This is a genomic window from Pontivivens ytuae, assembly GCF_015679265.1.
Classification (GTDB): domain Bacteria; phylum Pseudomonadota; class Alphaproteobacteria; order Rhodobacterales; family Rhodobacteraceae; genus Pontivivens; species Pontivivens ytuae.
In genome coordinates, this window is record NZ_CP064942.1 from 581052 (window position 1) to 593664 (window position 12613).

At 67.7% G+C, this 12613-nt stretch carries 12 protein-coding genes; 4 read left to right on the forward strand and 8 right to left on the reverse strand.

From position 1 onward, the window contains the following. Positions 1-134: 134 nt before the first annotated feature. Positions 135-746, forward strand: a complete 612-nt coding sequence (locus tag I0K15_RS02665) for a copper chaperone PCu(A)C domain-containing protein (protein WP_196103909.1) — start codon at positions 135-137, stop codon at positions 744-746. 3 nt (positions 747-749) lie between these two features. Here I0K15_RS02665 and I0K15_RS02670 read toward each other — a convergent pair whose 3' ends face one another. The 3 genes from I0K15_RS02670 to I0K15_RS02680 form a co-directional block, all read right to left on the reverse strand. Then, entirely contained in the window at positions 750-1010 is a 261-nt protein-coding gene (locus tag I0K15_RS02670; RefSeq protein ID WP_196103910.1) for a hypothetical protein, read from the reverse strand. Between the two features lie 240 nt (positions 1011-1250). Further along, positions 1251-2063 carry a ferredoxin--NADP reductase gene (locus I0K15_RS02675; protein ID WP_196103911.1) on the reverse strand — a complete coding sequence of 271 codons (813 nt, stop codon included), beginning with the start codon at positions 2061-2063 and terminating at the stop codon, positions 1251-1253. 61 nt (positions 2064-2124) lie between these two features. Then, positions 2125-2826: a type 1 glutamine amidotransferase domain-containing protein gene (locus I0K15_RS02680; RefSeq protein WP_196103912.1), complete on the reverse strand. Its 702-nt coding sequence runs from the start codon at positions 2824-2826 to the stop codon at positions 2125-2127. A gap of 96 nt (positions 2827-2922) precedes the next feature. On the opposite strand from I0K15_RS02680, the gene I0K15_RS02685 reads away from it, so the two are divergent. The 3 genes from I0K15_RS02685 (at position 2923) to I0K15_RS02695 (ending at position 6364) form a co-directional block, all read left to right on the forward strand. After that, positions 2923-3828, forward strand: a complete 906-nt coding sequence (locus tag I0K15_RS02685; protein ID WP_196103913.1) for a LysR family transcriptional regulator — start codon at positions 2923-2925, stop codon at positions 3826-3828. 139 nt (positions 3829-3967) lie between these two features. After that, positions 3968-5461 (forward strand): DEAD/DEAH box helicase, encoded by a 1494-nt coding sequence (locus I0K15_RS02690; RefSeq protein WP_196103914.1) that lies wholly within the window; start codon positions 3968-3970, stop codon positions 5459-5461. A 306-nt stretch (positions 5462-5767) separates the two neighbouring features. Further along, on the forward strand, positions 5768-6364 hold the full coding sequence (locus I0K15_RS02695; protein ID WP_196103915.1) for an EF-hand domain-containing protein: 597 nt from the start codon (positions 5768-5770) through the stop codon (positions 6362-6364). Positions 6365-6397: 33 nt separating this feature from the next. Here the strand turns inward: I0K15_RS02695 and I0K15_RS02700 are convergent, their stop codons facing one another. The 5 genes from I0K15_RS02700 to I0K15_RS02720 are packed head-to-tail and all read right to left on the reverse strand — an operon-like array spanning position 6398 to position 12612. Beyond that, positions 6398-8074: a ribonuclease J gene (locus I0K15_RS02700; protein WP_196103916.1), complete on the reverse strand. Its 1677-nt coding sequence runs from the start codon at positions 8072-8074 to the stop codon at positions 6398-6400. Further along, positions 8058-8849 carry a type III pantothenate kinase gene (locus I0K15_RS02705; protein WP_196103917.1) on the reverse strand — a complete coding sequence of 264 codons (792 nt, stop codon included), beginning with the start codon at positions 8847-8849 and terminating at the stop codon, positions 8058-8060. Before I0K15_RS02705 ends, I0K15_RS02700 begins: the two co-directional genes overlap by 17 nt. A gap of 12 nt (positions 8850-8861) precedes the next feature. Further along, on the reverse strand, positions 8862-9602 hold the full coding sequence (locus tag I0K15_RS02710) for a biotin--[acetyl-CoA-carboxylase] ligase (protein ID WP_196103918.1): 741 nt from the start codon (positions 9600-9602) through the stop codon (positions 8862-8864). Continuing rightward, positions 9603-11051 (reverse strand): NADH-quinone oxidoreductase subunit NuoN, encoded by a 1449-nt coding sequence (gene nuoN / locus I0K15_RS02715; RefSeq protein WP_196103919.1) that lies wholly within the window; start codon positions 11049-11051, stop codon positions 9603-9605. Position 11052: 1 nt separating this feature from the next. Then, positions 11053-12612, reverse strand: coding sequence for an NADH-quinone oxidoreductase subunit M (locus I0K15_RS02720; RefSeq protein ID WP_196103920.1), 1560 nt, complete (start codon positions 12610-12612; stop codon positions 11053-11055). Between the last annotated feature and the right edge of the window lies 1 nt (position 12613).

Sequence of the window (12613 nt, forward strand, 5' to 3'; positions counted from 1 at the left end):
CTCCTGCCGTATTTCACACTGTCCATGAGTGCCCGCGATGGCGGCGGAGGTTCAGTGCCTCGCGCATGTGTCGCAAAACCGACATCGACGCGGCCTAGGTGCACTGTGATAATGTATCAGAACGGAGTGCCCCTATGCGCGCCCTGCCCCTCATCCTCGCCCTGATGGCCGCCCCCGCGCTTGCGGAGGGCGAGCATGGCCATGACCACGATCACGAGGAGCATGCGGAGGGGGAGCATCACGACGCGCATGACGATCATGGCCACGAGGACCATGCCGGCCACGACGATCACGGGCATGGCGACCATGCGCACGAGGAACATGCCGGCGACGATGACGGGCACCTGTCGGAGGTCGAGGGCGTCCGCATCCTGCATGCCTGGACGCCGGCGACCCGGCGCGGCCCCGCGCCGATCTATTTCGAGTTCGAGAACGAGCGCGATGCGCCGGTCATGGTGACCGGCGGCGCCACGGATCACGGTGAGGCGGCCGCGGTGATGGGCGTCTCACTCACCGCGGGCGGCGCACCCGTGACGCTGGGCGAGATGGAGATCCTCGCTGGCGACGACGTCGATTTCGACGCGCAGGGCGTGTTCCTGATGCTGGTCGAGATCGATGAACCGCTGGAGGAGGGTCAGTCCTTCCCCCTCGACATCACCGTGGAGCCGGTGGGCACCATCGAGGTGCAGGTCGACGTGCTGGCCGCGGACGCGACCCGGCACCCCCATGCCGGGCACGTCCACTAGGGCTCAGCGCGCGGAGCGGCTCATGCGGGAGTGACGGATCGAGCGCAGTTCGTCCGCGCCGATATATTCGCGCGACCGGCTGGCGGTGCGCACGATCTTGCGACCGCCCAGCTCGCGCATGATCCAGGCCAGCGCCAGGATGCCGAGCACGATGCCCGCGACGATCATCGCCCCGCCCACGGGGCCCGCGTCGCGGATCGTCGCGACCAGCTTCAGGATCAGGGCCAATGGGACCACGATGGCCCCGATCAGAAATTCCAGCATACCACTCGTTCCCCCTCGCAGCGTTTCTTGCTCACAAGACGCGGGATGTTTCGGGCCATTTGAAGGCACCTTTCTTGCCTAAACGTGACCACGTCCCGAAAAGGCCTGCGACAAAGGTGCCGTTTCTTCAAATGAAGCGCGATTGTCCCCACGGCTGCCGCCCCCCGACGGCCCGCCCAGTTGGGCAGAGGCGGCGCTGTCGGGCAAGGCCGGGATGCAGCGGAAGCGCGGGTGTGGCGCTCAGTCCACGAATGCCTTTTCGATGACGAAGTCGCCGGGGTCGGAGTTCGAGCCCTCCTTCATCCCGGCCGCCTCGCAGATCGCCTTGTGCTCCTGCAGCATCGCCATGGAGCCACAGATCATCACCCGGTCGGTGGCGGGATCGAAGGGGGCGCCTGTGGCCTCGGCAAAGCGGCCGTCACGCAGCCAGTCGGTCATCCGGCCCATCGTCTCGGAGCTCTCGCGCGTGGTGGTGGAGACCAGGGTGAGCTTGTCGCCCACGATCTCAGGCAGGAACTCGTGCTCCTCGATATGGCGGATCAGGTCCTTGCCGTAGTCGAGCTCGTGCACCTCACGGCAGGTGTGGGTGAGGATGACCTCGTCGAACTTCTCGTAGGTCTCGGGGTCGCGGATCACGCTGGCGAAGGGCGCGATGCCGGTGCCGGTGGAGAACAGGATCAGCCGCTTGCCCGGCGTCAGCGCGTCGTGCACCAGCGTGCCGACGGGCTTTGCGCGCATGACGATCTCATCGCCCGGCTTCAGGTGCTGGAGGCGGGAGGTGAGCGGCCCGTCCTGCACCTTGATGGAGTAGAACTCCAGATGCTCCTCCCACGCGGGGCTCGCGATGGAGTAGGCGCGCAGGAGCGGTCGCTCCCCATCCACCAGCCCGATCATCACGAACTCGCCGGAGCGGAAGCGCAGGCTGTCAGGCCGTTGGCAGGTGAAGGAGAAGGTGCGGTCGGTCCAGTGCGTCACGCCGGTGACGGTGAGGAACGTGACGCCCCGCAGCCCCTTGGGCAGCTCGGCTTCGGGCGTGGCGGCGGTGTAGGTCATCGCGGTCTCCTGCTGTCGAGCCGCAATGTGCTTAGCCGCGCCACGCCCGCGCATCAACCGTTCAGGCCGCCGCGCGTGCCTCCAGCGCTTCAAGAAGAAGTGCGGTCACGTTCGCGGTGGAGGCCGGGTTCTGCCCCGTCACCAGCCGCCCGTCGCGCACGGCGTGGGCCGCGAAGTGCTGCGGGTTCGCCTCAAACACGGCGCCCTGCTCGCGGAGGCGGGTCTCAAGCAGATACGGCACGGTCTCGGCTAGGCCGACGGCGACCTCCTCCGCATCGGTGAAGGCGTTGACGCGGCGCCCGGCGACCAGCGGCTTGCCGTCCTCGGCCCTTGCCGCGAGCAGCCCGGCGGGGCCATGGCAGACCGCGCCGACCACGGCTCCCGTCGCCCAGGCGGTGGAGAGCACACGGCCGAGATTGGCGCTCTGCGCCAGATCCCACATCGTGCCGTGCCCGCCGGGCAGGTAGACGAGGTCGTAGGCGGTGGCATCGACCTCCGCGATCGGGATGGTGTCGGCAATGCGGGCCATCGCGTCGGCATCGGCCATGATGCGGGCGACGGGCTCGGGCCGCCCCTCCTCCTTAGCGGAACCGGGATCGGCGGGGGCCGCGCCGCCCTTGATGCTCGCGAATTCGACGTCGTAGCCGTGGGCGGTCAGCTCCAGGTAGGGAAGCGCCAGCTCCTCCCAGTAGAAGCCGGTGGGTCGGCCGGTCTCGCCGATGCGGTCGTGCGAGGTCAGAACGAAAAGCGCCTTGCGGATCATGGAAACCTCCTTCGGTTGCGATGCTCCGAAGATGGGATGGCGGAGCCTGTCGGAAAAATCATTGAAACGGGTATCAGCCATAGATCAGATTATGGCATGGTTCCGCTCATTCCGCTCCGCACCTTTCTGGAAGTGCGCCGCACCGGCTCAATCTCTGCCGCGGCCGCGCGGCTCGGCATCACGCAGCCGGCGGCCTCCACTCACATTCGCCTGTTGGAGGATCAGCTCGGTCGGCCGCTCTTCACCCGGCACGCGCGGGGGGTGGAGCCGACGCCGATGGCCGAGGATCTGGCCGACGCGGTGGGCGGTGCGCTCGACGGGATCGAGGCGCGCTATGCCCGCCTGCGCGCCCGGGGGGCCGGGGTCGAGGGGATCGTGCGCCTGATCGGCCCGCCGGAATTCGTGCAACACGCGCTCGTCCCCGCCCTCACCCGGCTGGCGGAGAGCGGGGTGGACCTGCGGATCGCGCTCGGCGGGGCGGAGGCGATCTATGCCGCCCTCGCCGACGGGCAGGCCGACCTCGCCATCACCGCGTCCGCCCCCGACGACCCGGCGCTCGGCGCCGAGCGGATCGCGGAGGAGCGGCTGCTGGCGGTGGCGAGCCCGCGCTGGATCGCCGCGCACGGCGCACCCGGCCTTGCGGACGCGCGCGCCCACCCGCCGCTCGCCTACGACACCGACCTGCCGCTGATCCGCATCGTCATCTCCGCCGCCGGGCATCCGCCCGATGCTCTGCCGCCGCCCCGCGCCACGGCGCCCGACCTGCGGCTGTTGCGCGACATGGCGGAAGCCGGGCTCGGCTGGACGGTGCTGCCGCATTACCTTGCCCGCGAGGCCTTGCGCAGCGGCACTCTCACCCGGCTCGCCGCACCCGAACCGCCGGCCAATCCGCTCTTTCTCACCTGGCCGCGCAGCGCCCTGCGCACCCCGCGGGTCACCCATGCGCGGGACGTCCTGCGCGACCTTCTGGCCCAACGCAGCGACACGACAGCCACCCTTTAGGCTGTTTTATTGACTCCGGCGGCCGAAATTGTCATATGCCGCGCAGTCATTGACGCACCACCAATTCGGGTGGTCCCGGTCGCTGTGGATGAGAGCGGCCATTCATGAAGCCGCAACTCACATCGCGCGAAGGACATACATGACGAAGTTTACCGATCTCGATCTCGACGAGAAGGTTCTGAAGGCCGTGACCGAGGCGGGCTACGAGACGCCCACCCCGATCCAGGCCGAAGCCATTCCCCATGCCCTGATGGGCAAGGACGTGCTTGGCATCGCCCAGACCGGTACCGGCAAGACGGCGAGCTTCACGCTGCCGATGATCTCGATCCTCGCGCAGGGCCGCGCGCGGGCGCGGATGCCCCGCTCGCTGATCCTCTGCCCGACGCGGGAGCTCGCGGCCCAGGTGGCCGAGAACTTCGAGATCTACGGCAAGTATCACAAGCTCACCATGGCGCTCTTGATCGGCGGGGTGAGCTTCAAGGATCAGGACAAGCTCATCGACCGCGGCGTCGACGTGCTGATCGCGACACCGGGCCGCCTGCTCGACCATTTCGAGCGCGGCAAGCTGATGCTCACCGGCGTGCAGGTGATGGTGGTGGACGAGGCCGACCGGATGCTCGACATGGGTTTCATCCCGGATATCGAACGCATCTTCGGCCTGACGCCCTTCACCCGGCAGACGCTGTTTTTCTCCGCCACCATGGCGCCGGAGATCACGCGGATCACCGAGACCTTCCTGCACAATCCCGTGCGGGTCGAGGTCGCGCGGCAGGCGACGACCTCCGAGACGATCACGCAGGGCGTCGTGCTCCACAAACCCTCCGGCAAGAAGGGCGCGGACGGGGAGAAGCGCGAGGTGCTGCGCCGCCTGATCGAGGCGGAGGAGAACCTGACCAACGGCATCATCTTCTGCAACCGCAAGCGCGACGTGGACATCGTCGCGAAGTCGCTGAAGAAGCACGGCATGGACGCCGCCGCGATCCACGGCGACCTCGACCAGTCGGTGCGGATGAAGACGCTCGACGGCTTCCGCGGTGGCGATCTTAAGCTGCTGGTCGCCTCCGACGTGGCCGCGCGCGGGCTCGACATTCCGAACGTCTCCCACGTCTTCAACTTCGACGTGCCGATCCATTCGGAGGACTACGTGCACCGCATCGGCCGCACGGGCCGCGCCGGGCGCGAGGGCAAGGCGGTGATGATCTGCTTCCCGCACGAGCAGAAGTATCTCGAGAAGATCGAGGAGCTCGTGAAGAAGGAGATCCCGCGCCTCGACAGCCCGCTGACCAGCGTGCCCGAGGCGGCGGAGGACAGCGCCGAGGAGGAGAAGCCCAGGCGCTCCCGCTCCCGCAGCCGGTCCCGCAAGTCCGAGGAGACGACGGTGGAGACGGCCGCGGAGCAGCAGGCGCCCGAGAAGGAGCAGAAGCCGCGGCGCGAGCGCGGCGGCAAGGGCCGCGGGCGGCGCGAGGACAACAAGATCGTCGGCATGGGCGACCACGTCCCGGCCTTCATGCTGCGCGAGATCAAGCTGCCGAAGCCGACCCGCAAGTCAGCGAAGGCCGACGAGGCGGAGGTGGAGGCCGAGACCCCTGCCTCCGAGACCTCCGAAGAGGGATCGACCGGCGCCGCCGCCTGATCTGACGCCTCTCTCGACAATCAAAACACCTCCCCTGCCGGATCGGCGTGGAGGTGTTCTCGTTTTGCGGAACAGATTCGCTGAATCTCGCGCATGCACCCTCAATTTCTTCGCAAAACGATGAAAATTGTGCGCGAAAAGCCGCTTTGGTCGCAGGCTAATCATCTCAAGGTTGTGATCTACTTCACAAACGCAATTTCAACGGGAACGCCGGGCAGGCTCCCGCATTTATCGGGTGCGGGAGGCCACAAGCGGCGCACCCGATTGCGCGCCGGAGAAGCGACAAGAGGCCCGAGGAGTTTTCACATGATCCAGTTCAAGCACGACCTGACCTGTCTGGCCGTCATCGGAGTGATGGCCATCCCCACGATCAGCACGGCGCAGGAGGCGGACAGCATCTGCGCCCTCGCCTATTCGGAGGCCGACGCCGATGGCAACGGCGTCATCACCCCGAACGAGGCGCCGGACGGCCTGATCCAGGCCTATGACCGCATCGACACCGATGGCGACGGCATTGTCAGCGCTGCGGAGTACGAAAGCTGCGGCGCGGCCCCAGCCACGACGCAGGCCGACGCCACGCCCGCCGACCTGATCCCGACCACGGACGACGAGGCGCTCGTGGTGCTGCGCGACCCGATGGAGGAGAGCGGCCTCACGCTGCAGCTCGGCCCGCAGGTCGTGCTCCAGCAGATCTCGCCCAACCCCTCCGAAGCCGAAGAGGTGGCCGACGAGCTTGCCCAGAAGTTCGAGGAGATCGACAGCGACGGCTCCGGCGAGGTCTCGGACGCGGAGCTCGCCGCCTATCGCGACGAGACGCAGGCCGGGATCGAGGCGACCGCCCGCCTCGCCCGCGCCGAGAGCGCACTGCCGCCGGTCGTGCTCTACCGGCGCGACAGCGAGTGAGATGCAGGGCCGCGGTGCGCCGCGGCCCTGCCCTCAGTCCTCCAGCCGGTTGATCATCACGATGATCTCCGGCTTCTTGCCGATCATGCGGTTGGCGCGATTGGATGCGGCCTGGCTCGCCAGCCGCTCCACCAGGTCGTCATCGGCGCGCACCTTGCGGCGCGCTCCGGCGAGTTCCTTGGTGATCGCCGCTTCCAGCTCGCCCTGCAGCGCCGCTTCCTCGCCATCGACATCGGTGAAAAGGCCCTTCGCCTCGACCCACGCATCGCCCAGCAGGTTGGCCTGATCGTCGAAGACCACGTTGATGACCAGGAGCCCGCGCATCGCCATCCGCAGCCGGTCGCGCACGATGCCGTCCATCGCACCGTAGCTGACCGAGCCGTCCACGTAGCGGCGACCGGTCTCGATCATGTCGACCACCTTCGCGTCGTTGCCCGACAGGTCCACCATGGTGCCGTTGGGCGCGATGACCGGGGTGATCTGCGTGCCCTGCGCCAGCTTCGCGTGCTCGCGCAGATGGCGGTATTCGCCATGCATCGGGATCAGGAACTGCGGCTTGGTGAGACGGTGCATCTCCAGCAGGTCCGGCCGGTTGGCGTGGCCGGAGACGTGGTAGAGGCCCCCTTCCTCCCCCACCACATCGACACCGAGCAGGGCGAGGGCGTTCTCGATCTGCCCGACCGCGACCTCGTTGCCCGGGATGGTCTTGGAGGAGAAGAGGAACGTATCGCCGTCCCGCATCTCCAGCTTGCCGTAGCCGCCGCGGGCAAGCTGGGCCGAGGCCGCGCGCCGCTCGCCTTGCGAGCCCGAGGCCAGCACCAGCACGTTCTCCGCCGGCAGGTCCGCCCCCTCGTTCGGATCGAGGATCGGCGGGAAGTCGGTGAGGAGCCCCGTCTTCTTCGCCGCGCCCAGCATCTTGTGCATCGCGCGGCCGATCACGACGATCGAGCGCCCCGCGGCCTGCCCGGCCAGCGCCAGCGTGCGCAGCCGCGCGACGTTGGAGGCGAAGGTGGTCGCGACCACCATGCCGGGCTGGTTGCGCAGAAGCTCCGTGATGGGCTCCACCAGCTCGCTCTCGCTGCGGCCGGGATGCTTCGAGAACACGTTGGTGGAATCGCAGACCAGGGCCAGCAGGCCGTCCTTCGCCACCTCGGCGATCGCGTCGGGGTCGTAGGGCTCGCCCACCTGCGGGTCGCGGTCCGCCTTCCAGTCGCCGGTGTGCAGCACGCGGCCCGCGGGGCTGTCGATGACCAGCGCCGAGGTTTCGGGCACCGAGTGGCTGATCGGCAGGAAGCCGACCTTGAAGGGGCCGGCCTCCACCACCTCCGGCCAGGGGGCGACGATGCGCACCTCGTCGGGGTTCTGACCCGCCTCCTCCATCTTGCCGCGGGCGATCTCGCCGGTGAACTCGCGGGCGTAGACCGGCGCCTTCAGCTCGGGCCACAGGCGCCCGATGGCGCCCACATGGTCCTCATGCGCGTGGGTGATGAAGATCGCGTCGAGCGCGTGCGCCCGCTGCACGATGAACTCGGGATCGGCGGTGATCAGGTCGACGCCGGGCGAGCTATCCATATCCGGGAAGGCGACGCCCGCATCCACCATGATCCAGCGCCGCTTGCCCTCCCGCCCGTAGCCGTAGAGGTACATGTTCATCCCGATCTCGCCGGCGCCGCCCAGGGCGACGTAGACGAGGCTATCCGTTTTGCTCATTCAGTCTCTTTCTGTTGAATGCGTTGATGAGGACGAGACCGTGCATGGTCAGCTCCGTGTCGATGTGATCGATCACGTCCGTCCCCTGGTTGAAGAGGGTCGAAAGCCCCCCGGTCGCGACGACTTTCATCGGGCGGTCGCGTTCGCCCCGGATCCGTTTGCAGATGCCCTCGACAAGGCCGACATAGCCCCAGAAGACACCCGACTGCATGCAATCTACGGTATTGGTGCCGACAACGCGCTGCGGCTTGGTCACGTCCACATGCGGGAGCGCGGCTGCGGCCTCATGTAAGGCTTTCAGGCTCAGGTTCACCCCCGGCGCGATCACGCCGCCGACGTAAGCCCCGTCCGTGTCCACCACGTCGAAGGTGGTCGCGGTGCCGAAATCCACGATGATGAGATCCCCGCCGAAGCGGTCATGGCCTGCCACAGTGTTTACCAGCCGGTCGGCGCCGACCACGGTGCCCTCGTCCACCCGCACGTCGACGGGCAGGTCGCAATCGGCCTTGCCCACCACGAGGGGACGGCAGTTGAAGTAGCGGTCGGACAGGACACGCAGGTTGAAGACGACCTGCGGCACCACCGACGAGATCACCACCTGGTCGATGGTGATCCCGTTGAAGCCATTGAACTCCATGAGCTGGCGCAGCCAGACATAGTACTGGTCCGCGGTGCGCTGGTGATAGGTGGAGCACCGCCATTCGCCCACGAAGCCCTTGCCGTCGTGCACGGCGAAGACGGTGTTGGTGTTTCCGACATCGATGGCGAGCAGCATCGGGCTCCCTCCTCAGGCGAAATGCACGTCGGCGGCGGGCAGGCGCTGGATGCCCTCGGGCGTGGCGAGCATCAGCGCGCCTTCGCCGTCCACCCCGTCGAAGCGGCCGGTCAGCGTCCGGTCGGCGAGGCGCGCGACGATGGGTTGGCCGAGGCGGGCGGCGTGGGTGAGCCACTCGCGCCGCTGCGCGTCGAACCCTTCGGTGACCAGCAGCGCCTCGCGCCGGGCGAAGGCGGCGGCAAGGAGGTCGAGCAGCGCCTCCGGCGTCACCCGGATCCCGGCGGCGGTGGCGAGGTCGATGGGGGCGAGCGCCCCCTCCTCCAGCGCGGCCTGCGGCGGGGCGGCGACGAGGTTCACGCCGATGCCGATCACCAGCGCGTCGCCGCGGCTCTCCAACAGGATACCGGCGAGCTTGCGCTCGCGGCAGAGCACGTCATTGGGCCATTTGAGGGAGAAGAGCGCGGGCTGGCCCGTGAGCTCCACCAGCGCGTCGCGCAGGGCGAGCGCCATGGTGAAGGAGCGCAGCGCGCGCCGGGCAAGCGGCCCGCCGGGACGAAGTGCGACGCTGCCCGCGAAGTTGCCCTCCGGCATCGACCAGGCGCGACCCCGGCGGCCGACGCCCGCGACCTGCCGCTCGGCGAGGACCCAGAAGGGCAGCGCCTGCCCCGCCTCGATCCGCCGCGCGGCCTCGGCCTGCGTGCTGTCCGTCTCCTCGACGGTGATCCGTCCGAAATCGGCGGGCCAGACGTCCATCTAGTTGAACAGCGTCGCCGCGGCCTCCGCCGCCAGCGCCTCGACCCCGAAGAGGTTCACCACCGGCAGCGCGCCCAGCACCATGACCAGCGCCGCCCCGCCGAGCGCGAGCCCATGCGTCACCGGCATCCGGCCGGTCAGCGCGTCGACCTCGTCCCCGAAATACATCAGGTAAATGATCCGCAGGTAGTAGTAGGCGCCGATCACGCTCGCGATCACGCCGAGCACCGCCAGCGGCACCAACCCTGCCGCCACCGCCGCCTGGAAGACGTAGAACTTCGCGAAGAAACCGACGAGCGGCGGGATCCCGGCGAGCGAGAACATCAGGATCGCCAGCGCCAGCGCGCGGCCCGGCCGCACGCGGGAATAGAGGCCGAGCGCGTAGATGTCGGTCACGGGCCGACCGTCCCGCTCCATGTTCAGGATGAAGGCGAAGGTGCCGACGTTCATCACCACGTAGATCGCCATGTAGAGAAGCAGCGCCTGGATCCCCTCCGGCGTGCCCGCCGCAAGGCCGACGAGCGCGAAGCCCATATGCCCGATCGAGGAATAGGCCATCAGCCGCTTGATGTTGGTCTGCCCGATCGCCGCGATCGAGCCCAGGAACATCGAGGCAATGGCGAGGAAGGTCAGGATCTGCTGCCAGTCGGCGACCGCGCCCGCGAACCCGTCGATCATCACGCGCGCGAACATACCCGCGGCGGCCACCTTCGGCGCCGTGGCGAAGAAGGCGGTCACCGGCGTCGGCGAACCCTCGTAGACGTCCGGCGTCCACATGTGGAAGGGCGCGGCCGAGATCTTGAACGCGAAACCGGCGACGAGGAAGACGAGGCCGAAGAGCAGGCCAAGGCCCACGCCCTCCTCGGCGATCACCGTGGCGATGCCCGCGAAGACGGTCGTGCCGGTGTAGCCGTAGACCAGCGATGCGCCGTAGAGCAGCAGGCCGGAGGACAGCGCACCGAGCACGAAGTACTTCAGCCCAGCCTCCGTCGAACGAAGCGAGTCGCGCCGGAACGCGGCCACGACGTAGAGCGCCAGCGATTGCAGCTCCAGCCCCATGTAGAGCGCCATCAGGTCCCCGGCGGAGACCATCATCATCATGCCCACAGTGGCGAGCGCGATCAGCACCGGGAACTCGAACTTCATGAGCTCCACGCGCTTGAGATACTCGCGGGACAGCAGCAGCATCACCGCGGCGCCCAGCAGCAGCGTCACCTTGGCAAAGCGCGCAAACCCGTCGTCGATGAAGGCCCCGTTGAAGGCGATCCGCGTGCCCGGATCGCTCACGCCGATGGCCACGGCGAGCGTCGCCAGCACCGCAGCCGTCACGACGAGGATCAGCTCACCCCGCCGGTCCTGCCCGAAGAACACGCCGAACATGAGGGCGGCCATCGCATAGACCGCCAGCGTCACTTCCGCCCAGACAACACCAACCTCGTTCCAGATCATGTTATTGCTCCACAGCGGTATCGGCGGCATCGGCCAGAAGCGTCTCCGCCTCCGCCAGCGCGAGTTCGTAGGATGACAGCAGCGCCTCGGTGCTCGGCCCGATGATGTCGGTCACGGCACTCGGATAGACGCCGAGCAGGAGGGTGAAGAAAATGAAGGGCGCGAACAGCAGCTTCTCCCGCCGGTCCATGTCCTGGATCGACTTCAGGCTCTCCTTGACCAGCTCGCCGAAAACGACCCGGCGGTAGAGCCACAGCGCGTAGCCCGCCGACAGGATCACGCCGGTACAGGCGAGGAGCGCCACCCAGGTGTTGGCCTGGAAGGCGCCCGACAGCGTCAGGAACTCGCCCACGAAGCCCGAGGTGCCCGGCAGGCCCACATTGCCCATGGTGAACAGCATGAAGACGAGCGCGAAGGCCGGCATCCGGTTCACGAGGCCGCCGTAAGCCGCGATCTCCCGCGTGTGCATCCGGTCGTAGATCACCCCGACCGCGAGGAAGAGCGCGCCGGAGATGAACCCGTGGGAGATCATCTGGAAGATCGCCCCGTCAAAGCCCTGCCGGTTCGCCGCGAAGATGCCCATGGTCACGAAGCCCATGTGCGCGACGGAGGAATAGGCGATCAGCTTCTTCATGTCCTCCTGCATCAGGGCCACCAGCGAGGTGTAGATGATCGCGATGACCGAGAGGGCGAAGACGAACTCCGCCATCATGTCGGAGGCGACGGGGAACATCGGGATCGAGAAGCGCAGGAAGCCGTAGCCGCCCATCTTCAGGAGGATCGCCGCCAGAACGATGGAGCCCGCGGTGGGCGCCTGCACGTGCGCGTCCGGCAGCCAGGTGTGGACCGGCCACATCGGCATCTTCACCGCGAAGCTCGCGAAGAAGGCGAGCCAGAGGAGGAGCTGCGCGCCCCCCACGATCTCGATCCCTGCGAAGGTGAACGTGCCGTAGCTGAACTCGTGCCGCAGCAGCGCCGCGATGTCCGTCGTGCCCGCATCCGCGATCATGTACATCATCGCGATCAGCATCAGGACCGAGCCGAGAAGCGTGTAGAGGAAGAACTTGAAGGCCGCGTAGATCCGCGCCGCGCCGCCCCAGATCCCGATGATCAGGAACATCGGGATCAAGCCCGCCTCGAAGAACAGGTAGAACAGGATCAGGTCGAGCGCGCAGAACACGCCGATCATGAGCGTCTCCAGCAGGAGAAACGCCATCATGTATTCCTTGACCCGGTGGGTGACGTTCCAGCTCGCTCCGATCACCAGCGGCATCAGCGCGGTGGTCAGCATCACGAAGAGCACGCTGATCCCGTCCACGCCCATCTTGTAGGTCAGGCCGCCCAGCCACTCCGTCTCCTCCACGAACTGGAAGTCGGGGTTGGAGGGGTCGAACCCGGTCAGCACCGCGAGCGACAGCAGGAACGTGAAGATCGTGACGGCGAGCGTCAGCAGCTTCGCGTTGCGGACCGCCATCTCGTCTTCGCCGCGCAACAGCAGGCCGAGGATGACCGCGCCGATCGCGGGCGTGAACGTGATGAGAGAGAGCAGATAGCCGTCCATG

Bases quoted from the DNA above. Each gene is read 5' to 3' on its own strand.
- I0K15_RS02710 (WP_196103918.1), bottom strand. From the start codon at position 9,602: ATGGACGTCTGGCCCGCCGATTTCGGACGGATCACCGTCGAGGAGACG.
- I0K15_RS02680 (WP_196103912.1), bottom strand. From the start codon at position 2,826: ATGATCCGCAAGGCGCTTTTCGTTCTGACCTCGCACGACCGCATCGGC.
- I0K15_RS02665 (WP_196103909.1), top strand. From the start codon at position 135: ATGCGCGCCCTGCCCCTCATCCTCGCCCTGATGGCCGCCCCCGCGCTT.
- I0K15_RS02700 (WP_196103916.1), bottom strand. From the start codon at position 8,074: ATGAGCAAAACGGATAGCCTCGTCTACGTCGCCCTGGGCGGCGCCGGC.
- I0K15_RS02705 (WP_196103917.1), bottom strand. From the start codon at position 8,849: ATGCTGCTCGCCATCGATGTCGGAAACACCAACACCGTCTTCGCCGTG.
- I0K15_RS02685 (WP_196103913.1), top strand. From the start codon at position 2,923: ATGGTTCCGCTCATTCCGCTCCGCACCTTTCTGGAAGTGCGCCGCACC.
- I0K15_RS02675 (WP_196103911.1), bottom strand. From the start codon at position 2,063: ATGACCTACACCGCCGCCACGCCCGAAGCCGAGCTGCCCAAGGGGCTG.
- I0K15_RS02720 (WP_196103920.1), bottom strand. From the start codon at position 12,612: ATGGACGGCTATCTGCTCTCTCTCATCACGTTCACGCCCGCGATCGGC.
- I0K15_RS02670 (WP_196103910.1), bottom strand. From the start codon at position 1,010: ATGCTGGAATTTCTGATCGGGGCCATCGTGGTCCCATTGGCCCTGATC.
- nuoN (WP_196103919.1), bottom strand. From the start codon at position 11,051: ATGATCTGGAACGAGGTTGGTGTTGTCTGGGCGGAAGTGACGCTGGCG.
- I0K15_RS02695 (WP_196103915.1), top strand. From the start codon at position 5,768: ATGATCCAGTTCAAGCACGACCTGACCTGTCTGGCCGTCATCGGAGTG.
- I0K15_RS02690 (WP_196103914.1), top strand. From the start codon at position 3,968: ATGACGAAGTTTACCGATCTCGATCTCGACGAGAAGGTTCTGAAGGCC.